This is a genomic window from Thalassospira sp. ABD4_177 (assembly GCF_056160125.1).
The window spans coordinates 161,537-183,682 of record NZ_JBSWWO010000003.1 but is presented as its reverse complement, the minus strand read 5'-3'; the positions used below and the strand labels follow the sequence as shown (position 1 = coordinate 183,682).

The window sequence follows — 22,146 nt, the reverse complement described above, 5'->3', positions numbered from 1 at the left end:
TCAGTCCGCCAGTACCCGAACGGCATCGGGCGACATGGTGATGGCAACGCGGTCCCCCTCAGAGAAGTCAGCCTTGGCACCTGCCCCGTTCTGCATCCGAACCGTCAGCATGGCGTCATTGCCAAGATCAATCTGATAGGTGGTATCTGTCCCGAAATAGATGACCGTGGCAACCGTGCCGGTCAGCTGATCAGCACCGGCATCATTTGCAGCCGCCAGTCCAAGACGTTCCGGACGCACCGAAACCGTGACTTCGCCACTGCGTTGGTCAGAAACCTCTTGTGTCAGGGCAATCACCTGACCACCGCCAAGTTTCACTGCACGCTTGCCTGCCCCGCCATCGACAAGTTCACCAATCAGGAAGTTACTGTCGCCGATAAAGTCCGCGACGAAGCGATGGGTTGGTGCTTCGTAAATTTCGCGCGGCGCACCGATTTGAAGAATTTCACCAGACTTCATCACGGCAATTCGATCCGACATGGCCAGGGCTTCTTCCTGATCGTGGGTCACGAACACAAAGGTAATCCCGGTTTCGGTCTGCAGGCGTTTGAGTTCAACCTGCATTTCCTTGCGCAATTTCAGATCAAGCGCCGAAAGCGGTTCATCAAGCAGCAGGACCTTTGGCGCCGGTGCAAGTGCACGCGCCAAGGCGATGCGTTGCTGCTGACCACCGGAAAGCTGGCTTGGTACGCGGTCGCCATATTCTGCCAACCGCACAAGTTCGAGCATTTCTTCTGCCCGGCCATCGGCCTGTTTGCGGCTTGTGCCCTGCATTTCCAGACCAAAGGTGATGTTCTGTTTGACCGTCAGATGCGGGAACAGGGCATAGGACTGGAACACCGTATTGATCGGGCGCTTGAATGGCGGCAGATCATTCAGTTCCTTGCCCTCAAGCAGGATCTGCCCCGACGTTGCCTGTTCAAAACCGCCAATCAGGCGCAGCAAAGTCGTTTTGCCGCAGCCCGACGGGCCCAACATGGTGAAAAACTCGTTCTGAAAGATATCAACCGACACCGAGTCCAGTGCGGTGACTTTATCCGCCCCTGAGCCAAATGTTTTACCAACAGACTGCGCTGAAATGACTACTTCTGACATGCACTTCCCCGAATTTGTATTTTGTAAAATGATATAAAATCTACAGAGACTTGCAATCCGGAGGTCGCGAAAGCATCGCTATTTACAGAACTTCCGCAATATCCTCGTTAAAAGGGCATCCAAACTGGTGCAGATTGCGTCAGAACCACGCATTACAAAATAATGTGCAGCGCACCATTCAACCAAAAGAGATGATTACGTGAAAAAGAACAATCACCAAGCGTTATTGCGAATGGCCTTTCATGCCCGGATCAAACGATCCCCGCGTCCCGTAGCTTGGCAATCTGATCATCACTGAGATCGGCCACCTTGCGCAGGATTTCATCGCTGTGCTGCCCCAGCATCGGCGGGGCTTTTTCATCGGTAATCGGCGTTTTGGAAAACTTGATCGGATTGGCGACCGTCGGAACGGTTCCCGCCGTCGGATGATCAAGCTGTTTGACCATCCCGCGATGCTGAACTTGCGGGTTTTCAAACACACGATCGAGGGTATTGATCGGCCCGCACGGCACATTGGCCTTTTCAAGGGCATCAATCCATTCGTCGGTGGTTTTCGCCACCATCGCCTGACGGATCAGTGGCACCAGATCAGCACGATTGGCAACGCGTTTGCGGTTCGTGGCATAGCGGTCATCAAGCGGCAGGGCATCAAGCCCGGCAACCGCGCAGAAGCTTTTGAACTGGCTGTCATTGCCAACAGCAAGGATCAGATAACCATCCGCCGTCGGGAAGGCTTCGTAGGGCACGATATTGGGATGTGCATTGCCAAGGCGGCCGGGCGCGTTGCCAGTCGCAAGATAGTTCATCGCCTGATTGGCAAGAACCGCTGTCTGCACATCGAGAAGTGCCAGATCGATATATTGGCCCTCGCCCGTCGCATCGCGATGGCGCAAGGCGGCCAGAATGCCAATCGTTGCATACAGCCCGGTAAAGATATCGGCGACCGCAACGCCAACCTTCATCGGCTGCCCGCCCGGCGCGCTATCCGGCGCACCGGTGATGCTCATCAGACCGCCCATGCCCTGGATCATGAAGTCATAGCCCGGCCGGTCCTTATAGGGGCCGTCCTGCCCGAACCCGGTGATGGAGCAATAGACAAGCTTCGGGCTCACCTTTGAAAGCGATGCGTAATCCAAGCCATATTTCTTGAGGCCACCGACCTTGAAGTTTTCGAGCACCACGTCACTTTCGGCGGCAAGATTGCGGACAATCTCCTGACCTTCGGGCTTGGTGATATCGATGGTCAACGACTTTTTGCCACGGTTTGCCGTCAGGTAATAGGCGGCCTCGCTCGTGTCTTCACCACTGGCGTCCTTGGCAAAGGGTGGGCCCCAGCCACGGGTATCGTCACCGGCACCGGGACGCTCGATCTTGATGACCTCTGCCCCCATATCAGCAAGGGTCTGACTGGCCCAGGGGCCGGCCAGCACGCGCGAAAGGTCAAGAACACGAAGCCCGGAAAGTGCACCAGTCATATGAATATCCCGAAATATCGACTTGTAAAAAGGCAGCTGGGAGAAAAGCAGCTGGAATCAAATCGGGCGACAACATTTCTGCCGTCGCCCGATCGAGATCTTTGGATCAGCCCTCGGTGGTGAAGGCCTGAAGTCCGGTCTGCGCACGGCCCAGTATCAGGGCGTGAACATCATGGGTACCTTCATAGGTATTGACCGCTTCAAGGTTCATCGCATGACGGATGACATGGAATTCGTCGGCGATACCGTTACCACCATGCATGTCACGGGCAACACGGGCAATATCAAGCGCCTTGCCACAGTTGTTACGCTTCATCAGCGAAATCGCTTCCGGTGCGCCTTTGCCTTCATCAAGCAGACGGCCAAGCTGAAGCGCGCCCTGCAGACCCAGGGTGATTTCGGTCTGCATGTTGGCCAGTTTCAACTGGATCAGCTGGTTTGCCGCAAGCGGACGACCGAACTGTTTGCGATCCATGGTGTACTGACGTGCGGCATGCCAACAGAATTCAGCAGCACCCATCGCACCCCATGCAATGCCGTAACGTGCCTTGTTCAGGCAACCGAACGGACCGCCAAGGCCCTTGGCATTCGGCAGCATGTTTTCTTCGGGCACAAAGACATTGTCCATGACGATTTCGCCGGTGATCGATGCACGCAGCGAGAACTTGCCTTCGATCTTCGGTGCGGTCAGCCCCTCCATATCCTTTTCAAGGATGAAGCCGCGAATGACGCCTTCGTCATCCTTGGCCCAGACGACAAACACGTCCGCGATCGGGCTGTTGGTGATCCACATTTTGGCACCCGACAGATTGAAACCACCATCGGTTTTACGGGCACGGGTTTTCATGCCACCCGGATCAGAACCGTGATCCGGCTCGGTCAGGCCAAAGCAGCCAACCCATTCACCGGTTGCCAGTTTCGGAAGATACTTTTTGCGCTGTTCTTCGCTGCCATAGGCATAGATCGGATGCATGACGAGCGAGCTTTGAACCGACATGGCCGAACGATAGCCGGAATCAACGCGCTCAACTTCGCGGGCGACAAGGCCATAAGCAACGTGGTTTACGCCCGGTCCGCCATATTCCTCGGGGATGGTCGGGCCAAGCAGGCCAAGTTCACCCATCTCGGTCATGATTTCACGATGGAAAATTTCATGACGATTGGCTTCAAGAACACGGGTCTGAAGGTTTTCCTGACAATATGCACGAGCCGCGTCGCGGATCATGCGTTCGTCTTCGCTCAACAGCTCTTCAAGCAGGAGCGGATCTTCCCAATGAAACGATGCGCGGCTTGCCATTCGCCTGGTCCTTTTATGAATTTTTGTGCAGAAAGCAGGGGCAGCGCCATAGAAGGGCGAGATGACGCTACCCCTGAAAAGCTTATTTGCTTATGGGATAAAGCTAGGAATTGGCAGCGCAAGTTGCAAATGATAAAAGCGATATAGGTTATGCAAAAAAATCATAAACTTGCTTTTCACCCTGACAACAGGATACCCGTTTGGCCCGTCGCATTCCCAGCTTGAAAGCGCTTAGTTGCTTCGAACAGACCGCCCGGTTTGGCAGCGCATCGCGCGCCGCCGAGGAACTTTATCTGACACAAAGTGCGGTCAGCCGACAGATACAGGGGCTTGAAACCTGGCTCGGGTGCAAGCTTTTTGCCCGTGAAAAGCAACGGCTTGTGCTCACGCCAGAAGGCGAAAGCTATATGCAATCCATTCGCCCGGCCCTTGATCAGCTTGAAAGTGCGACCCTGACCCTTTTGTCGGGTGGATCGGAAAGCGGGGTTCTGACGGTTGCCGCCCCGCCGACATTCGGATCGCGCTGCCTTATTCCATTACTGCCTGAGTTTCGCAGTAAATTTCCCGAAATCGCCATCAACTTCATCTCGCGGATCGGCATGCCCGATTTTGATCGCGAACAGATCGATATTGCCGTTCTGTTTGGCGAAGGACAGTGGTCGGAACTCGATGCCCATATTCTGCATGGCGAAGAAATGGTGCCAATCTGCAGCCCGGAGCTGGTCGCCAGCCTAGATCACCCACCAAAGGCCGAGGATTTGCAGAACTTTCCATTACTGCATATCGCAACCCGCCCGCGCGGCTGGGCCGATTGGCTGTCGGCCAGTGGCTTAAGCGACATTGACGGTGAAAACGGCCCAAAATTCGAGCATTTCACCATGGCAATGCAGGCCGCTGCCGCCGGGCTTGGTGTGGCTTTGTTGCCGACCTTTGCAATTGAAGATGAATTGGCAAGCGGGCGGATCATCGCCCCGTTCGGCCAACCCAAGGCAAGCCCGTTTCACTATTATGCCTGCTGTCCGAAAAGTCGGGCGCGTCTTCCCAAAATTCGTGCCTTCATGAACTGGCTTGATCAACTCGATACGGCGGCACACCTGTCAAAAGCGACAAGCGGAAAGCACGCTTAAACCGGTCAGCTTGCCTTCTGATCAGCCTCAAGCGCGCGCAGTGCCGACATCCCGCGACGACGCAAGACATCAGCATCATCAGGCCCATCAACGATCTCAAGCAAACGCACGGTCGCAAACAGGTTGCGCTGGGCGTTGGGCACTTCTTCGGGTGTCAGTCGGCGCATGCTGTCCACACCCGCACGGCCAATCTGATTGAGCTTTTTCTTAAGCTCCACCACTGCTTTCGCCGCGGAGCTTTGGGCGGCCAACACATCGGAAATGCGTGCTGTTTCGGCAATCGCCTCTGCCGATTTTTCGGCAGCGAGGACCTTCTCGTCATCAAATTCTTGGGAGAAGATCGGACGGGCAAGCCCGCCACGGCCCGACCCCGGGCCCTGTGCGGCTTCGAGTTTTGGCAAGGCGTCAATCACACGTTCGGGCGTTGCACCAAACATTGTATCGGCCAGCGCACGCGACACACGCCTGCGGGTATCAAGCAGCTTCTCCCCCCAGCGGCCATCCTTGCGGATTTTGAATTCGCGGGTAATGCGCACAAACTCGGATGCATACCAACGCGCAAGCGACAGGATATGGGCTTCGTCCTTGCCGGTAACGACACCCTGTTCGATTTCGGTAACGGTTTCTGCCAGCAGATCAATGATCAGATCACCGGTTTCGGCAAGGTTGGTTTTCTCGATCGTGCGATCATCGGACTTGGTCGACAAGACACGGATCAGCTTGAACAACTCACTTGGCCGCAGCAAACGCGCAAGAACCGCAAGCAGAAACATCGGTTCGAAGCCCGGCTTGGCCTTTGAGATCGACATGAACAGATCACGCAGCCACGTCACGTCGTTCTTATCAAGCACCCTGATCGGGGCAGACGGGAAGCGTTCGCGCAATTGGGCGATTTCTTCGCCAACTGTCAGAATTTTACCAACTTCCGCAAAGGCCGTCATATGCACGCGCGACCCCAACCGGGTCGCAAGCGCGCGTTCATGTTTCACGCCAACATCGGACTCTTCGATCTGTTGTTCAATCGTGCGCGCGCCCAGCTTCCAAAGCGTGCGTTCTGCAATGGCGAGCTTGGCCGTATCACGCGTGATTGCGGCCTTTTCGATTTCCTTCATGGCCTTTTCGAATTCGGGGCCACCAGATTCGACCACGACATTCCATATCGGCATCAATGAAGAACGGCTGATCCGGATGCTTTTTTCATTCGGATCGCCAGAGGTCAGCAAATCTTCAAACGGATCGCAGAACTGACGCATCGGTGTCGGAAAACGTTCCGGCTTGAGCGAGGCCAGACGCGGACGCAGGATCTGCAAAACGGTTTCGTGCGGGAGGGGCAGCTTGGGATCGGCACGATCGCTTTCGATTGCGCGTGTGAAACGGGCAATCTCGCTGCTACTAAGCGACTCAAACAACTGACCAAGCTGGGAAGCGCCAAGCTTTCCGGCATCTTCAATCTTCATGCCGACTGTCTCCTGAAGCGTTCGAGACGATCCATCATATCGGCGTCAATTTCCCCACTGCCAAGTTTACGCAATTCACCCGCCCAAAGCATCTGGTTCACGCGCACATCAACCCAGAACTGCTGCTCGGTCACGGCAATTTCCGATACCGGCAGAACCGGTGCAAAGCTTGCAACCTCTTCGACGGTTTCGCGCTGTTTGGCGCGATCTGTCAGGGATCGTTTATCCCAGACATCAATCAGTTCCTGCCAACCGTCTAGCAACCACCAAAGATATTCGATGGTCTGACCAATATCCTTCTTGGCGCGATCCCAGTCAGTCAGAACCTTGCGAAGCTCACTGTTCCAGCTATCGACCTCGGCGATGCGCTTGAGCGCGTGGTCGCTGGTGGAGCGCGTTGCGCTGACGATACGTCCGGCCATAAAGCGGAAATCGGATTGCTCGGAATTTGCCCATTCCTCGATATCCTTGGCAAATTTCTTAAGCCCGTTTGCCAGAACACGCAACTGCCCCTGACAGCCTTCCAGATCGAGGCCAACCGGAGCGATCATCTTGCTCCATTCGCCGAGGCTATCAATGATGGTATCATTGGCAACCTTGTGCTCGGATGCGAAGCGGTTCAGCGCCTTTCGTGCGCGGATCTGCCCCTCAGTGGTCATCAGTTCTTCTTGCTTCATGTCCTTGACGGCAGCCCCGCCAAGTTGACGCAGGGCCTGATGCAGAACCGCCATCTGGCCAAGTTCGCGCGATGCCTTTTCATTCCAGTTGCGCCGCGCACAGACGCGGGCCAGCTCGACACCGCCAACGCCGGTGGCGCCGACCGTACGGCTGTGTTCAAGAACGGTTTGTGGCCGGATTTCTGCAAGCTCAAGCACGCGATCAAACAACATGCGATCATGAACTGACAGATCAAACACTTCGCGCAATGTATCAAGCGGCATTTCATAGGTACCAAGGCCGCCTGAAAGGCCCGGCAGCATGATCATTTTCCGTCCACCCCTGCCAATCGACACGCGGGCATAGCGCAGCGTCTTGGTGGTAAAGGGCGTCCTCACCCCCCGCGCCTCAAAGGTTTGAGGCAAGCACGTCAAGGAGTCTTCCGGCACCTCATGTGGTTCAGGAGTCTTGTGGCTGACGGATTTTACGATCTTCTGCTTATTCATTATTGGCTTTGGTTAACCGGTATAGGCGCTGATGTCTAGCGGCCACCCTGGTACCCCTTGAGATCAGAATGTCCGGCATTAGTAAGTAAAACGTAATAAACGTCTTGTGAATGTACCCAAACTCGGACGGGGCGGTTCAAACCACCCCGACAAGTTGACGATTAGATTAACAACCTTCGGCGAAATTACCACCAACAACTCGCGGCGCCAAACTGCCATTTTTAGCTAAAACCCATCAAGTCCTTATAGCGTTTCTTCGGCCTTTTCCCACGTTTTGACATAAGACTTCCATTCCGCGCCGCCCGGGATCGACTCATCGATGTTCAAAAACACCCGACTGTCGATCATCACAGCCACTTCGTCAGTCTCAACCGGCGCCTTGACCATTTTGTTCTGATAGGCGCTTGGATGCGGTCCATGCGGGAAGCCACTTGGATGGAACGTCGCCATGCCGGCCTTGATATCTCCACGGCTGAAGAACTCGCCGCGATGATAGAAAATGAACTCATCGGCATCTTCATTGGAATGATAGAACGGCACCCGCATAACACCGGACTCACCTTCACCAACCTTCGGGATAAAGGTGCTCACCGCAAAAGTCTCAGTGACAAAGGTGCAATTGGCGGCCGGCGACGAGCGATGCCCATTGCCGCGACGCTTTGTCAGATCACGCCAATTCAGTTTCACGACACAAAGATCACCTTCCCAACCCACGGCATCAAGTGGATTAAACGGATAGGTCAGGGTCGAAACTTGGCCGCTGCGCTTGATATGGATCTCCCAAAAGGCATCATCCTGTTGGGCTACGAAGGCATCATCGATCTTTGGCAGGGTAAAAAGCATGGGATCAATTGCCCCTTCGCCACCAGATGACGGTTCGGGCAGCTTGAAGGCGTCTGAGGTGGCCTCCATCATCATGAATTCCGAAATTTCAGATGGCTCTATCCGCCAGGCGGTCCCACGCGGCAAAAGGATATAATCCCCGTCCCGATAGGGTAGATGTCCGTAGTCGCAAAACAGTTCGCCCGCCCCTTCATGGACGAACATCAAGATATCCCCGTCAGCATTGCGTGCCAGTGCATGCATTTTGCTTTCGGTTTTCCAATACCGAAGCTCCATCCGCTCATTGTACAGAATTCGCCGCGCCTGAAGCGGGCAAGCCGGCCCTGATGACAGCTTCGCAAGGGAGAATGCGCGCGGCCTTAATGGCCCCTCAAACGTTGCCCAACCTGCTGGCGGGTGGCGGTGATAAATTTGTGCGGCCGGCCCCTGAAAACCCGCGCGTCCGACTTCGCGCTGATAGGTTTTTTGGTCCCCTTGCCCGTCCGGACGCGAAACGCATTGACCTTCACTGTTCGGAAGCCTGATCCAGCTCGTCATTTTATCCTCCCAGATCGTTTTATGGGGGGCTGCATCCATCATTAAAGTGCACCTCCCCTTTCTAGCGATATGAGAAAGATGCACTTGTTTTTCAAGCAAGACGGATCATCGGCAACGCAGGACAAATGCGTTATCAGAAAGCTTTGATCGCACTGAAGAAGAAAGAGAGATGGTGCGCCCGACAGGATTCGAACCTGTGGCCCCCAGATTAGGAATCTGGTGCTCTATCCTGCTGAGCTACGGGCGCAGTGCCGTTCGGCAGCATTCCATTAGCAGCAAATCCGATGGCGATCAATCCGCGAGGACACGGATATTCCCACCTTTCCGGACCAAACCGGGCCCCAAACGCAAATCAGCCGAGGATGCAATCACTCTCGGCCGATTAAAATCTTTGTCAATGATCGCCTTAGTCGAACAGGCGGTCAATCGGGAAGGAATAGGTCAGAGACAGAATTTCCGTACCTGGGTTCTCGTCGCCGATGCTGGCGTTCGAGATGTGCGAGATACCAAGGCTCAGACGTTCGTGGCTGTCAAAGCGGAAGCCAAGCTCAAGACCGGAACGGAATTCGATCCAGTGACCAAGGTCTTCACCATTGCCCTGATGGTATGCACCGACAGACGTATAGACGCTGGACACGAAATGATCGCCCCACAGAACGTCAACAGCAAGACCACCATAGCCGTGAACGGCACCCTCGGAGGTCACCATCACACCACCAATCGGACGGGTGACATCAAACATTGCGTGCTGGGCACGGTAGTTCAGACGAAACTCAGCTGCTTCTTCATCCTGAGTGATGTCGACCATACCAGTCGAAAATTCAAGCAGCCCGGAGGCATTATCATTACCAAGAATTTGCTGCGCATGCGCCGTGCTTCCGAAAGCAAACAGAACGCAAACTGCGAGCAGCTTCCCCAATACCAACTTCATTAACCAAGTCCCCACTAGATCAATCGGTTCGCTATACTAGCCGATAGGTTTTCAAACTCAACAACACATTGCTGCTTGTCTGTTAATTTTACACGAACTTTTTGCCATCAAACCGATTGGTCGCACGCACGAGTTCCCGGATAATCCCCGGCTCACTTGCTGCATGCCCGGCATCATCAACAATGACCAACTCGGATCCCGACCAGGCATTGTGCAGTTTCAGGGCCGAAACCGGCGGGCACACGACATCATAACGCCCCTGCACGATCACGATTGGTGCGTGGGAAACGAGCCCCACATTCTTGATCAACTGGTCTTCCTCAAAGAAGCAGCGATGGACAAAGTAGTGATGTTCAAGCTTGGCCAATGCCAGGGCGATCTGATCGCCTTCAAAATCCTCGACCAGACCATCATCAGGTAACAGTGTGCAGCACGTTGCCTCATAGGCAGACCAGACCCGTGCGGCATCAATTGCAGCTTCTTCACCATCCTTGCCAGAGAAAATCTCGGCATAGCGGTCCAGCATGGTCTGGAAGCCTGGGTTTTCATCAAACCCGGCGGCATCGAGGAAACGACGCTCTGCCTCTGGGAAGAACTTCCCCATGCCTTCGATGAACCATTTGATCTCAGGCGTGCTGCCAAGGAAGATACCGCGCAGGACAAACCCGGTGACCCGCTCGGGGCATGCCTGGCCATAGGCCAGCGACAAGGTCGAGCCCCATGAACCGCCAAACACCAGCCAACGCTCAATACCGCGTTCTTCACGCAGCGCTTCTATATCGCCAATCAAATGGTCGGTGGTGTTGTTTTCAAGACTGCCGAACGGGCGTGATTTCCCCGCCCCGCGCTGATCAAACAGAATGACGCGGTATTTTTCCGGATCAAAGAAGCGGCGGCTGTTCGGTGAAATGCCGGCCCCCGGACCGCCATGCAGGAAAATGACAGGAATACCTGCCGGATTGCCGACTTCTTCCCAATAGAGTTCGTGACTATCGTCACGCGACAGCCAACCTGATTGATGGGGCGAAATTTCGGGATAGAGCACGCGATGGACCTCTTTGTTTTGATAGCATTAACTCAACGTGGCCGGTGATGGCGCAGACAAGAAGTCTTATAAACCAGACAAAAAGAACAAGCATTATTAAAGGCGTCCTTCTTGCCACCGTCTAGCGGGTCATACACAGCCAGGATGGGTCGTGCAGCGCGATGTATGGCCCACCGCGGTTTTCAATCACGCCCCGCACCCGGACCTTTCGGCCAATCCAGTCCTGCATCGCGGCTTGGACGTTGCCGTCTTGACTGAAAACATCGCGCATCGTTGTATCGAGCGCGATGGTAAAATCTTCGCGCCAGTTGGACCCGAAGTTCAGGTAACTGCGCCATTCCTGATGCTCGATGCTTCTGATTTCACCGTCGATCACAGCAAACCTGCCAATGGCATCTTTGGCCGACGGAATGGTTTCTGATTTTCCATGGTTGGCGCGCACATAATAACTTGTATCCGGATCACGGTCCGACCACATCCCGACCCTGTCATTGATTGCCAGATCCTCAAGACGGATCAGATCATCAATATCCTGGCCCAGCTCCGGCAAAAGCATTGCCAGTCCATCTTCGAGAAGAATGGTACGCCATGGCCGGCCGTCGGCACCTTCAATGCGTACCTGCGTGCGGCCGAGAAAATCAGGCTGACCGGAAAGGGCTGTGACAGTGACATTTTGTGCGCTCAGTGTTGACAGCCTTGCCTTTGCCGCAGCCTCATATTCCGGGACAAAGGCGACATCTGCCAGCCGAAACAATCTGTTCGGGGCTTCTGGCGTGCTGGACGCATCAATTTCATCAATGCGAAGACGCACGTCTCGCCAGACTTGAGCAGGTTCGGATACTGCTGCGCCTGCGACCCCAATGATATCTTCTCCGCATCGCCATTCAGCGGCCTTTACCGACAGGCTTGCAGTAGCGCCAAGCCCGATAAGGATCAGCCACAGCGCAATTGCGCCTACCGATGGCACGAAGGCCCAAAAATCTCCCCATTTTAGAGGCTTGATCGTAACGTGCGAAAAGATTGAATGATCAGAAAACACGCGTTACCAATTCCCGGTTGGTTTCGCTGGAACGATGCTTGGCAGCTTACGCGGCCAAACGACACGAGGAAAGATAACAATGGGCTGGCTGAATTTCCGATCACATAAACATCTTGCCGGTGTGCTTGCTGCAATTGCGCTGAGCACTGCGGTCGCCGGATGTTCGACCAACCGGGCAACGGGTGAGGACAGCTTCACCGCCTTCATGTCACCCGAGCAGGAAAAACAGATCGGCTCGCAAGAACATCCGAAAATGGTCAAGGAATTCGGTGGCCAATACACCGAAAAGGACCTGCAGAGCTATGTGACCAAAGTCGGCGAAAAGCTGGTCGCGGTTTCGGAAACTCCGAACGAAAAGTTCACATTTACGGTTCTTGATTCCCCGGTTGTCAACGCCTTCGCCCTGCCAGGCGGGTATGTCTATATCACCCGTGGTCTGGCCGCCCTTGCAACCAACGAGGCGGAATTGGCCGGCGTTGTTGCCCATGAAATCGGCCATGTGGTCGCCCGCCACTCTGCCCAGCGATACAGCCGCGGTGTTCTGACACAACTTCTCGCAGGAGGACTGGCCGTTGCAATCGGAAACGGGGCCGGCGATCTGATTGGCCAAGGGGCAAATGCCTATCTCAAGGCCTTCTCGCGCGAGCACGAATTTGAAGCCGACATGCTTGGCATTCGCTATATGACCAAGGCCGGATATGCCCCAAAGGCCATGGCATCCTTCCTCAAGAAATTGCGGGCACATTCACGTTTGCAGGCAAAACTCGCGGGGCGTTCGCCAGATGATGTTGACCAGTATGACTTCATGGCAACCCATCCGCGCACCCTCGACCGCATCGAGCAGGCACGCCAAAGCGCAAATATCACAGCGGTTGCCAACCCGGAAATTGGCACTGTGCGTTACATGACAGCTATTGACGGCATCCTTTATGGTGATGGCCCGGATCAGGGCTATGTCCGTGGACAGGAATTTGTCCATGTGCCGCTGAATTTCCGCTTTGAAGTGCCCGATGGCTTTACCATGACCAACCAACCAACCGCCGTCATCGCGCGCGATGGCAAAGGGGCGCAGATCATTTTTGAAGGCGCACCGGGGGCCAAGGACATCCGCCTTGATCACTATTTGCAGAATGGCTTCTCCAAACAGATCGCCATTCGCAATATCGAGATGCTCGATATCGAAGGGCAGGAAGCCGCAACCGGCAGTGCCGATATTTCATTGCAATCCGGTCCGGCGCGCCTGCGGGTGGTGGTAATCCGTCATGGCAGCTCGGCCTATCAGTTCCTGTTTGTCACCCCGCTTGATCAGGCCGATAGCTATAACCTGCCGCTGCGTCGCACGACCTATAGCTTCCGTCCGCTGACCGACCGGGAAAAGCAGATCTATACCCCGCTTCGCATCAAGGTGCGCGCGGTCAACCCGGAATACAGCCTGCAGACCTTCATTGATGACATGGACGTCGACAAGGCACCGGCAGATGTGTTTGCCACGATTAACGGTCTTGGCAGTGGCCAGCCGCCAGCGGTCGGGTCGCTGGTGAAAGTGGTGAAACACTGACGCCAAACTCAGAACTGATACCCAAACGACAAAAGGCAGCATCAATATGCTGCCTTTTGTATTTTTAAACCTGCTTGGCGCTGTTTAGCTGCTGGTTAGTTGCTCGGTGATGGCGCCCTGACCATCAAGGGCCACCGCAATCAGATGCCCGCCGCGACCGGCCCCGCCATCCAGCGACAGGGTAAATTCGCGTTCCTGCAAACCAACCTGTCCTTGGGACGCACCGCGGACAATGCGGGCACAGTCGTAATAGCGTTCGGTGATGGCTTCAAACATCGACCCACCCCACCAGAAGGTATCGGTCTGGGCGGTCAGCGGACGAGATCCATCAAGTCCGGTATGAACAAAGATCAGGCGACCGTCCGTTGAATAGGCCGCATGCTTGAGATCGGACAGCAATGCGTTATGGCCGCTATGGCGTCGCACCGCGTCGCCGAATGTCGATGTCCATTGTGAAATCGCATGTGCACCCTGATGCATGGTCTTTTGCACACTGGCCGGATCAAAGCCATAGGCACGCACGGTTCCGGCAATGCCACGGGTCAGCATCCAGTCAAAGACCTCACCCGGATTCGGGGCAAACTGGATCTGTTGCAGTTTGGACAGCATCTCTTCGGCCGCACCGCGCAGAAACGCGATATCGGAGATATCGACACCATCCAGAGCGATGAAGAAACGGCGGAACAGCAACAGCTCATTGATGGTGGCAACCACGTTTTCGGCTGTGCCATCGCCCCAATAGTTCCCGAGATAGACAAGCCTGTCGCCCGGCTTTACGCGTTGCGCAAGTTTCTGATGAACATCGCGCAACGCGCCATGATCACCATTGATTGCGCCGACGACCCAGATTCTCTCTGCCGGTTTGATCGGCGCCAGAACTGTACTCATCGCTGTAACCTGCCCAAAACAAAAACAAAACCGGCCCAAGCGTATATCGCGGGCCGGTTTTTATAAATAGTTGTCTGAAGGGGCCTTCGCAATCAGGCAGCCTTCTGCAAAAGCTTTTCAAGTTTGCCAGACGCCTTGTCCTTGTCGATTTTTTCAATCGCAGCAAGCTCGTCTACAAGGCGCTCAAACGCAGCTTCGTAAATCTGACGCTCGGAGAAAGACTGTTCCGGCTGGGTCGCGCTGCGATGCAGATCGCGGACAACTTCGGCAATCGAAACCGGGTCACCGGAATTGATTTTCGCTTCATATTCCTGCGCACGGCGCGACCACATGGTGCGTTTGACACGTGCACGACCCTTAAGGGTCACGAGCGCGGAATCCATCTGCTTTTTCGAAGACAGCTTGCGCAGACCAGAGTTGCCAACCTTGTTCACCGGCACGCGCAAGGTCATGCGGCTAGAGTCAAAGGTAATCACATAAAGGCGTAATTCCTGCCCCGCGATTTCCTGGGTTTCCAGGCCATCAACACAGCCAACACCATGCGCGGGGTAAACAACGTAATCGCCAACAGCAAACGGCAACTTATCCGACATCAAGCATCCTTCCGGCCCAATCAGGCCTGGTCATTCAACTGCAACACTACAGAACCAGCGACGCAAAGAGCTGCACGCGACCAAGCTTTTTGGCAAAGTCGCGGTTCAGACAGGAATTTCAAATACGGAAATCCGACAATTCGGAATGAGCCTGTCGAGCCCTTAGCGCGAATTGTGAACAATAACACAACACGTCATCAGTTTACAGGTATTTTCCCGACACCCTGCTCAATGCTGCCATGCGCAAAACCCACTGGCAGGAGCCAGTGGGTCGAAAATCGCATAGAATTTCGGGAGTTAGTCCGAAAATCAGTCGCCTTCACCCGGCGCTTCGGACAGCATTTCGGTCTTGCCGGTTTTGCCGTTCCATTCATCAGCGTCCGCTGGTGCGTCGCCTTTGCGGGTAATATTTGGCCAGACTTCTGCAAATTTCCGGTTGATTTCCAACCAGTTATCCAGATTCGGCTCGGTATCGGGAATAATCGCTTCAGCGGGGCATTCCGGTTCGCAGACACCGCAATCAATGCATTCATCAGGGTGAATTACGAGGAAGTTTTCACCTTCATAGAAGCAATCGACGGGGCAAACCTCGACGCAGTCCTGATACTTACACTTGATGCAGTTTTCCGTCACCACATAGGTCATGGTGTAACTCCGTACAGGTTGCGGGGCCAGATTGCGGCTGCACCCGCTTTCGGCCATGTTCTCTCTCGGGAATTGGGTTATCACGCACAGCAGTTGTGTGCAACTCCAATAAAACCCTATTTTTTTGCGTAGTATATTCTTTATGGCGCACCGACAGCTTGTCCGAGCCCTGACGTATCGGGTCCGTGCACGCCGCAACGCAGCGCAGACCATACAGATTTCTTGCCGCTTTTCCAGTTCCTAAATCCTGCGGACAATTGCTTTTGAATGGACAAAGCCATAATCTGCTGCCACGGGATAACAACACAAGAAACTGTGGGGATCGGATTGCCAGAAAAAGGCCATGATCAACAAAGGCTTAGATGGCGCGACCGCTTGTCTGTCAAACAGGCAAGAATTGCGGTCGGGCTTACTTTGCTGATTGGTCTGCTGTTCAGTGGTATCCAGATTGTTTGGGACCTGCGTGAAGAGCAAAACCTGATTGACCGCACTGTGAACCAGGTTCTGGCGACCTTGCGCGAATCAGCCACCCAGGCGGCCTACGGGCTCGACGAAACACTGGCGGCCCGGGTCGTTTCGGGCATTTTCGAATATGAACCGGTCTATGAGGCAGAGCTGCGCGACAATTTCAACAATGTCCTGGCGCGCAAATCCGAACAACCGATCAGCTCGAACCGGACCTTCCTGACCCAGATCATGTTTGGGGAAAACCAGGAATATGAAATCCCGCTTCAAACAGACGGGCCAAACGGCCTGGTCGGACATCTCAGTGTCAAGATTGATACCGACCTGATTGCAGATGGCTTTTTAAACCGTGCATCGCGCATTCTGTTATCGGGCATCGTGCGCAACCTGTTGCTTGGTCTGGTTTTGGTGGCATTTTTCTATACCACCCTGACCAAACCGCTTCTGGGGATTGCAGCCCAACTGCGCAAAATTGATCCCGAAAAGCCCGACTCTACGGCCATCGACATTCCGGCCCACCATGCCAGGAACGAACTGGGCATGATCCTTCAGACCACCCGTGGTCTGATGGAACGCGTTACTTCAACCCTCGACAGATTGCTTGAAAGTCAGCAAAAAGTCCGCGATCGCGAAAGCCGTCTCAGTGCCATCGTCCAGAACGTCGCAGATGGCATTCTGACCATCACGCCAAACGGTCGCATTGTCGAATACAATGCCGCGACCAAAGAGATCCTTGGCATGATGCGCGATGAAACCCCAAAGGGTCGCACACTTCATGAATTCCTGCTGCCCCGCGCGGTACCACTTCTTGAACACAGTCTTGAAGAGCTGGCCGAACATGCACCGGGCGGGGAAACCGTCGAAAAGCGCTTCACCCTACCCATCGTCCGTGCGGACAAAAAGGAAATTGATGTTTCGATTGCGCTTCGCCTGATCCCCGACAGCGACACCCAACTGATGACAGCAGTGCTCAATGATATCACGGTGCGCAAGCGCTATGAGGAGCAGCTGGTCTATATGGCAAACCATGACACGCTGACCAACCTGCCCAACCGCAGCATGCTCGAACACAGCCTGTCAGATGCGCTGCAAACCCACAAAGACAATGAAGCCGTGCGCAGCGGTGCCACCGCGATCCTGTTCATTGACCTTGATCGTTTCAAACTGATCAATGACAGCCTAGGTCATGATGTCGGGGACCTGTTGCTCAAGGCGGTTGCGCTCAGACTGCAAAAGGTCATCGGTCGTCAGGAAGTTGTCGGCCGTTTGGGCGGGGATGAATTCCTGATCATAATCCCCGACCTCAAGGAAACGCAGGATGCGGCAATCCTGTCACAGGCCGTGCTGGATGCACTGACCCCGGCCTTTGACATCAAGGGGCGCGTTCTGTTTGTCACGCCGTCCATCGGGATTGCGCTTTATCCGTCGGATGGCGAGAACGTCCCTGCCCTGATGCGCAATGCCGATACCGCAATGTATAGCGCCAAATCCAGTGGTGGCGGCACCTATCACTTCTTTACCAAGACCATGAACGAAAGCGCGATGGCGCGGCTTGTGATCGAGAATGATCTGCGTGAAGCCCTGGAAAAGGATGAGTTCGAACTCCATTACCAGCCCAAGGTCGATTTGCGCACCAACAAGGTCTGCGGCCTCGAAGCGCTGATCCGTTGGAAACAGCCCGGACGGGGATATATCTCGCCCATGCAGTTTATTCCCGTTGCCGAGGAAACCGGCCTGATTGGCAAGATCGGGGAATGGGTTTTCCGTGAAGTCTGCCGTCAGATTTCGCAATGGGATGAACAATCCATTCCGGCAACGCCGATTGCCATCAACCTGTCACCACGCCAGTTGATCGAAGGCCGCATCACCGAGACCATTTCGCGCATCCTTGCCGAAACCGGTACACCGGCCGCACGGATCGTGCTTGAGGTCACCGAAACCGCGATGATGCAGGAAATCAAAAAGTCCACGACCATCCTTGAAGAGCTGCGTCATCTTGGTTTGAAGATCGCGGTTGATGATTTCGGTACGGGTTATTCGTCGCTTGCTTATCTCAAGCGCCTGCCGATCAACACCATCAAGATTGATCGATCCTTTGTCCGCGATGTCACGGTTGATACTGACGATGCCGCCATCACGCGCACCATCATCGCAATGGGCCATAACCTTGGCCTCAAGGTCGTGGCTGAAGGCGTCGAAACAAATGAACAAATGCAGTTCCTTCGGGAATGCAATTGTGACGAAGTTCAGGGCTTCCTGATTGCCACACCCCTGCCGCCCGGTGAGGTTGTCGAGTATGTTCGACGCCCTTCCGTCGATATCACAACCGAACTCTAACCCGCCAAGCATACCACATTGATATGGCTTCGGCTCAGCCCCGCACAATCGAGAAGAAAATGCCAGATACCAAATCCGTTTTGCTCGTTGATGACAGCAAGTTCGCCCGCCTTCTGGTCAAGGCCTTCATTTCCAGCAACTTTACAGATTGGCAAATTGACGAGGCCGAAGACGCAAGCAAGGCGCTCGAAATGGTCGATGCCAAGACCTATGACTACATGCTGGTTGATTTCAACATGCCCGGCATGGACGGCCTTGAACTGGGCGAAAAGCTGCGTGACCGTTTTCCCGGGGCTGTAATTGCGCTTCTGACTGCCAATATTCAACAGGAAATCCAGAACAAGGCCGAAAGCCTTGGACTTGATTTCATTCCGAAACCCCCAACCGAAGAGAAAATTCGCGACTACATCACGTCGCGGGAAGCTGCCCAATGATCGAACTCACCGAACTTGAACATGATACCATCAGTGAACTGATCAATATTGGTGTTGGGCGTGCTGCGTCTTCGCTTTCGGAAATGGTTGAGCAACCCGTCGAACTGACAGTCCCGGCGATATCCTTTGTTGAACGGTTCTCTGACAGTGAATTGGCCAACGCCCCGACCGAAGTTGTTTCTGCTGTCAGTCAAAGTTTCCACGGACCGTTCACCGGCGAAGCCATGCTGGTCTTCCCGGAAGTAAGAAGCCTGGAGCTTGTGCGCAGCCTGCTTAAAGTCGACGTGCCACTTGATACGCTAACAGATCTTGAGCAGGAAGCCCTGATGGAGGTCGGCAATATCATTTTGAATGCCTGCCTTGGCAGTATTTCGAATGTGCTGGGCGAGCCGATCAATTGCTCCATGCCGTCATTTCGCAAACGTGAGACGCATGCCTTGCTCGACGACGATGCGACAGAAGGCAGCGCTGGCACAAATCCCGTTCTGATGATTTTGCATGTACAATTCATGCTGCGTCAGAACGATATTGATGGCTATGTGCTGTTCGTCATGGACCTTGAATCCATCCAGATGTTGCGCGAACTGGTCCGCCGTTTCCTGGCCAACTCCTTTGGGTAACCGGTGAGGTGAATGACAAAACCGCAATCCGATAAAGGGGCACAACCCCAGTCCTTTGATCTGAACCGTGACAGCGATGCTGCCGATCTTTTCGCAGCCCTGCTTGATACGGCAGATACCGGGCTGATTGCGCTTGCGCCGGATGGCACGATTTGTCATTGGAACCAATGGATGCAAAGCCGGTCAGGCAAGGATGCCGATCAGGTGATGGGCAAGGCATTGCACGACGTTTTCCCCGACACCAAGCTTGGCCGTGTCAGTCTGGCGATCGAGGACTGTTTGAAATTTGGCATGCCCGCGGTGATTTCGCCCTCGCTCAATCAGGGCGCCTTGCCCTTGCGCCCCCTGCCGCAATTTGCAGCCAGTTTCGAGCGGATGGAACAATCCATCCGCGTGCATCCGATCAGGACCAAACGCAATGGCACCTTATGCTCGTTGATCATTCGCGATGTGACGCTGGCTGTGCAGCGCGACCGACTTTTGCGCCAACAGGCTTCGGAACTCGCCGACCTTGTCACCCAGTCCAAACGCAGCGAAGGCCGCACACGCGCCATCCTGCAAAACACCATCGATGCCATTCTTGTCGCATCGGATGATGGCAGCATCGAACCGCTCAATGCCCGCGCGCAGGAGCTTTGTGGTGCGACCGGCGATTCGGAACTGCGCAATATCATTCGTTTCCTGCTGCCCGATAGCGAGCACACCCCGCTGACCCCGCCGCCGCCCAACCGGCTTCTGACCGATCTCGGCACCGGTGTGATCGAGGTACTGGCATCCACGCTCAGTGGCCGCAACGTGCCCCTTGAAGTCGCGATCAGCCATTTTTCGGCTGATCAGCGCTATCACTACATCATCACGCTGCGTGACATTTCCCAACGCAAACGCCATGAAAAGGAAATCCAGCGCACCATGCAGGAGCTTGAGCGTTCCAACGCGGAGCTTGAGCAATTCGCCTATGCTGCCTCGCATGACCTGCAGGAACCGCTGCGCATGGTTTCGAGTTATACCCAGTTATTGGCGCGGCGTTATGAGGGGCAGCTGGATGACACAGCTGACGAGTTCATCCACTACGCGGTTGATGGCACCCAACGCATGCAGCGCATGATCGACGACCTTTTGACCCTGTCGCGCGTTGGCCGCCATGGCAAACCGTTCAATCCCGTACCGCTTGATAGCCTGTTTGATGCCATTGTCACCAACTTCAGACGTGCCGGCTCGGCGCCCGAAGGCAACATCATCCGCGACGGCGTGCTGCCAACCGTGATGGGCGATGCCAGCCAATTGCTGCTGCTGTTTCAGAACCTGGTGTCAAACGGGCTTAAATACAGTGACCCAAAAGATGGACAGGTCCGGATTTTTGCGTCGGAAACGCCCGACAGTTACCGGATTTTTGTTGCCGATAACGGGATCGGCATCGATCCGCAATATCACGAAACCATCTTCGAGATCTTTAAACGCCTGCACGGATATGGCGATTATGCCGGTACCGGTATTGGTCTTGCGATCTGCAAAAAGATTGTCGATCGGCATGGCGGCAGCATTGATGTCACCAGCAAACCCGGTGAAGGCAGCACCTTCTGTGTTGAGCTGCCAAAAGAATTGGCGATTGTCGCGACTGGCGAAAGCATGTAGCTTTCAGTTTACGTAAGCGTAAAGATGATTGAGCCACCATGAACGACAGCTACACCATCACCGACCTTGCCCGCGAATTCGAAGTCACCACCCGAACCATCCGGTTTTACGAGGATCAGGAACTGATCTCGCCCGAACGGCAAGGTCAGACCCGCATCTATAGCCAGCGTGACCGAGTGCGCCTGCGCCTGATCATGCGGGGCAAGCGGCTTGGATTTTCACTCAAGGAAATTCGCGATCTTCTGGATCTGTATGACGGGGATCGCAGCGAGATCACCCAGCTGACTACCCTGGTCGACAAGGTCAATGAACGGCGCGAAACCCTGCGAAAGCAGCGCGAAGACATTGACGCGACGCTTGATGAACTCGATAAGCTCGAAGAGACCTGTCAGGAAGAACTGTCACGCAAAAAGGCCGGTTAAGCCCCCGGATTGGTCGGGTTTTGCACCTTGGCCAGACGGGCTTCCGATGGGCGTGACAGAATAAAACAACTCACCGGTATCGCGACGAGAAGCTGAATAAACGCGACCCAGCGGTTTTCAATCAACACCAGCGATGCCGTAATCACCACCAGAAACGCCACCATGGCAAGCGCCTTGGCACGACGGTTGATCACGCCATATTCGTTCCACTGGCGGATCGATGTTCCAAAACGCGGATGATTGCATATCCAGTCATGCAAACGCGGTGATCCCTTGGCAAAAAGCCAGGCCGCCAGCAACATGAAGGGTGTGGTTGGCAGAAGCGGCAGGAAAATGCCAATCACGCCAAGACCAACAGAAAGCCATCCAAGGGCCAGATAGATATGCGAAAGGCGCAGCATTGATTTCCTGTTTACACTCGGCCCCGCCCCTGACAGGTTAGATGAGAGCCTATTGCTACGGGCTCTGCGTAATGTAGGCATAGAAATTCGCAAATTCAATCAATAGCCAACCATTGCGCTCAGTTAAGTCATCATCTTGAAA

General features: G+C 54.6%; 20 protein-coding genes and 1 tRNA gene. 7 read left to right on the top strand and 14 right to left on the bottom strand.

The features are described 5' to 3' along the window. The 3 genes from ACXAF0_RS16805 to ACXAF0_RS16795 all read right to left on the bottom strand — a co-directional run bounded on the left by ACXAF0_RS16805 (position 1) and on the right by ACXAF0_RS16795 (position 3,867). Entirely contained in the window at positions 1-1,095 is a 1,095-nt protein-coding gene (locus tag ACXAF0_RS16805; protein ID WP_475346983.1) for an ABC transporter ATP-binding protein, read from the bottom strand. Between the two features lie 251 nt (positions 1,096-1,346). Further along, positions 1,347-2,570, bottom strand: a complete 1,224-nt coding sequence (locus ACXAF0_RS16800; RefSeq protein WP_475346982.1) for a CaiB/BaiF CoA transferase family protein — start codon at positions 2,568-2,570, stop codon at positions 1,347-1,349. A 106-nt stretch (positions 2,571-2,676) separates the two neighbouring features. Next, positions 2,677-3,867, bottom strand: a complete 1,191-nt coding sequence (locus ACXAF0_RS16795; RefSeq protein WP_475346981.1) for an acyl-CoA dehydrogenase — start codon at positions 3,865-3,867, stop codon at positions 2,677-2,679. A 200-nt stretch (positions 3,868-4,067) separates the two neighbouring features. On the opposite strand from ACXAF0_RS16795, the gene gcvA reads away from it, so the two are divergent. Continuing rightward, on the top strand, positions 4,068-4,994 hold the full coding sequence (gcvA, locus tag ACXAF0_RS16790) for a transcriptional regulator GcvA (protein ID WP_475346980.1): 927 nt from the start codon (positions 4,068-4,070) through the stop codon (positions 4,992-4,994). 5 nt (positions 4,995-4,999) lie between these two features. Here the strand turns inward: gcvA and ACXAF0_RS16785 are convergent, their stop codons facing one another. From ACXAF0_RS16785 to ACXAF0_RS16755, 7 genes are all read right to left on the bottom strand, one after another. Then, on the bottom strand, positions 5,000-6,451 hold the full coding sequence (locus tag ACXAF0_RS16785) for a hypothetical protein (protein ID WP_475346979.1): 1,452 nt from the start codon (positions 6,449-6,451) through the stop codon (positions 5,000-5,002). Further along, positions 6,448-7,506, bottom strand: coding sequence for a hypothetical protein (locus ACXAF0_RS16780; RefSeq protein WP_475346978.1), 1,059 nt, complete (start codon positions 7,504-7,506; stop codon positions 6,448-6,450). The genes ACXAF0_RS16785 and ACXAF0_RS16780 overlap by 4 nt, the downstream gene beginning before the upstream one ends. Before the next feature lie 351 nt (positions 7,507-7,857). Beyond that, positions 7,858-8,733: a homogentisate 1,2-dioxygenase gene (locus tag ACXAF0_RS16775; protein ID WP_475347194.1), complete on the bottom strand. Its 876-nt coding sequence runs from the start codon at positions 8,731-8,733 to the stop codon at positions 7,858-7,860. Positions 8,734-9,164: 431 nt separating this feature from the next. Then, a tRNA-Arg gene (locus ACXAF0_RS16770) sits at positions 9,165-9,241 on the bottom strand. Between the two features lie 159 nt (positions 9,242-9,400). Further along, entirely contained in the window at positions 9,401-9,925 is a 525-nt protein-coding gene (locus tag ACXAF0_RS16765) for an acyloxyacyl hydrolase (protein WP_475346977.1), read from the bottom strand. Between the two features lie 88 nt (positions 9,926-10,013). Next, positions 10,014-10,970, bottom strand: coding sequence for a prolyl aminopeptidase (gene pip, locus ACXAF0_RS16760; protein ID WP_475346976.1), 957 nt, complete (start codon positions 10,968-10,970; stop codon positions 10,014-10,016). A gap of 121 nt (positions 10,971-11,091) precedes the next feature. Next, entirely contained in the window at positions 11,092-11,937 is an 846-nt protein-coding gene (locus tag ACXAF0_RS16755) for a hypothetical protein (RefSeq protein WP_475346975.1), read from the bottom strand. Positions 11,938-12,088: 151 nt separating this feature from the next. Here ACXAF0_RS16755 and ACXAF0_RS16750 point away from each other — a divergent pair, with 151 nt between their 5' ends. After that, on the top strand, positions 12,089-13,567 hold the full coding sequence (locus tag ACXAF0_RS16750) for a M48 family metalloprotease (protein ID WP_475346974.1): 1,479 nt from the start codon (positions 12,089-12,091) through the stop codon (positions 13,565-13,567). Between the two features lie 84 nt (positions 13,568-13,651). Here ACXAF0_RS16750 and ACXAF0_RS16745 read toward each other — a convergent pair whose 3' ends face one another. The 3 genes from ACXAF0_RS16745 to fdxA form a co-directional block, all read right to left on the bottom strand. Next, a complete protein-coding gene (locus ACXAF0_RS16745; protein ID WP_475346973.1) occupies positions 13,652-14,455 on the bottom strand; it encodes a hypothetical protein in 804 nt (267 codons plus the stop codon). Between the two features lie 92 nt (positions 14,456-14,547). Beyond that, positions 14,548-15,048: a CarD family transcriptional regulator gene (locus ACXAF0_RS16740; protein WP_475346972.1), complete on the bottom strand. Its 501-nt coding sequence runs from the start codon at positions 15,046-15,048 to the stop codon at positions 14,548-14,550. A 309-nt stretch (positions 15,049-15,357) separates the two neighbouring features. Beyond that, a complete protein-coding gene (fdxA, locus tag ACXAF0_RS16735) occupies positions 15,358-15,693 on the bottom strand; it encodes a ferredoxin FdxA (protein WP_033067773.1) in 336 nt (111 codons plus the stop codon). A 375-nt stretch (positions 15,694-16,068) separates the two neighbouring features. Here fdxA and ACXAF0_RS16730 point away from each other — a divergent pair, with 375 nt between their 5' ends. Genes ACXAF0_RS16730 through ACXAF0_RS16710 form a run of 5 tightly spaced genes read left to right on the top strand, consistent with a single transcriptional unit; the run spans position 16,069 to position 21,603 of the window. Then, positions 16,069-18,495, top strand: coding sequence for a putative bifunctional diguanylate cyclase/phosphodiesterase (locus tag ACXAF0_RS16730; RefSeq protein WP_475346971.1), 2,427 nt, complete (start codon positions 16,069-16,071; stop codon positions 18,493-18,495). 59 nt (positions 18,496-18,554) lie between these two features. Further along, the gene (locus ACXAF0_RS16725; protein ID WP_475346970.1) at positions 18,555-18,929 is read left to right on the top strand and encodes a response regulator transcription factor; all 375 of its coding nucleotides are present in this window, start codon (positions 18,555-18,557) and stop codon (positions 18,927-18,929) included. Beyond that, entirely contained in the window at positions 18,926-19,549 is a 624-nt protein-coding gene (locus tag ACXAF0_RS16720; RefSeq protein WP_475346969.1) for a chemotaxis protein CheC, read from the top strand. The genes ACXAF0_RS16725 and ACXAF0_RS16720 overlap by 4 nt, the downstream gene beginning before the upstream one ends. Positions 19,550-19,561: 12 nt before the next feature. Further along, a complete protein-coding gene (locus tag ACXAF0_RS16715; RefSeq protein ID WP_475346968.1) occupies positions 19,562-21,181 on the top strand; it encodes an ATP-binding protein in 1,620 nt (539 codons plus the stop codon). 38 nt (positions 21,182-21,219) lie between these two features. After that, a complete protein-coding gene (locus ACXAF0_RS16710; RefSeq protein ID WP_475346967.1) occupies positions 21,220-21,603 on the top strand; it encodes a MerR family transcriptional regulator in 384 nt (127 codons plus the stop codon). Here ACXAF0_RS16710 and ACXAF0_RS16705 read toward each other — a convergent pair. Then, positions 21,600-22,004: a YbaN family protein gene (locus ACXAF0_RS16705; protein ID WP_475346966.1), complete on the bottom strand. Its 405-nt coding sequence runs from the start codon at positions 22,002-22,004 to the stop codon at positions 21,600-21,602. The genes ACXAF0_RS16710 and ACXAF0_RS16705 overlap by 4 nt on opposite strands. Positions 22,005-22,146: the final 142 nt, after the last annotated feature.

What these genes read in the sequence shown, in the direction of transcription:
- ACXAF0_RS16775 (WP_475347194.1), bottom strand. Translation starts at nt 8,733, where the DNA reads ATGGAGCTTCGGTATTGGAAAACCGAAAGCAAAATGCATGCACTGGCA.
- ACXAF0_RS16720 (WP_475346969.1), top strand. Translation starts at nt 18,926, where the DNA reads ATGATCGAACTCACCGAACTTGAACATGATACCATCAGTGAACTGATC.
- ACXAF0_RS16785 (WP_475346979.1), bottom strand. Translation starts at nt 6,451, where the DNA reads ATGAAGATTGAAGATGCCGGAAAGCTTGGCGCTTCCCAGCTTGGTCAG.
- ACXAF0_RS16725 (WP_475346970.1), top strand. Translation starts at nt 18,555, where the DNA reads ATGCCAGATACCAAATCCGTTTTGCTCGTTGATGACAGCAAGTTCGCC.
- ACXAF0_RS16740 (WP_475346972.1), bottom strand. Translation starts at nt 15,048, where the DNA reads ATGTCGGATAAGTTGCCGTTTGCTGTTGGCGATTACGTTGTTTACCCC.
- ACXAF0_RS16745 (WP_475346973.1), bottom strand. Translation starts at nt 14,455, where the DNA reads ATGAGTACAGTTCTGGCGCCGATCAAACCGGCAGAGAGAATCTGGGTC.
- ACXAF0_RS16800 (WP_475346982.1), bottom strand. Translation starts at nt 2,570, where the DNA reads ATGACTGGTGCACTTTCCGGGCTTCGTGTTCTTGACCTTTCGCGCGTG.
- ACXAF0_RS16750 (WP_475346974.1), top strand. Translation starts at nt 12,089, where the DNA reads ATGGGCTGGCTGAATTTCCGATCACATAAACATCTTGCCGGTGTGCTT.
- fdxA (WP_033067773.1), bottom strand. Translation starts at nt 15,693, where the DNA reads ATGACCTATGTGGTGACGGAAAACTGCATCAAGTGTAAGTATCAGGAC.
- ACXAF0_RS16710 (WP_475346967.1), top strand. Translation starts at nt 21,220, where the DNA reads ATGAACGACAGCTACACCATCACCGACCTTGCCCGCGAATTCGAAGTC.
- ACXAF0_RS16765 (WP_475346977.1), bottom strand. Translation starts at nt 9,925, where the DNA reads ATGAAGTTGGTATTGGGGAAGCTGCTCGCAGTTTGCGTTCTGTTTGCT.
- ACXAF0_RS16715 (WP_475346968.1), top strand. Translation starts at nt 19,562, where the DNA reads ATGACAAAACCGCAATCCGATAAAGGGGCACAACCCCAGTCCTTTGAT.
- ACXAF0_RS16705 (WP_475346966.1), bottom strand. Translation starts at nt 22,004, where the DNA reads ATGCTGCGCCTTTCGCATATCTATCTGGCCCTTGGATGGCTTTCTGTT.
- ACXAF0_RS16795 (WP_475346981.1), bottom strand. Translation starts at nt 3,867, where the DNA reads ATGGCAAGCCGCGCATCGTTTCATTGGGAAGATCCGCTCCTGCTTGAA.
- ACXAF0_RS16805 (WP_475346983.1), bottom strand. Translation starts at nt 1,095, where the DNA reads ATGTCAGAAGTAGTCATTTCAGCGCAGTCTGTTGGTAAAACATTTGGC.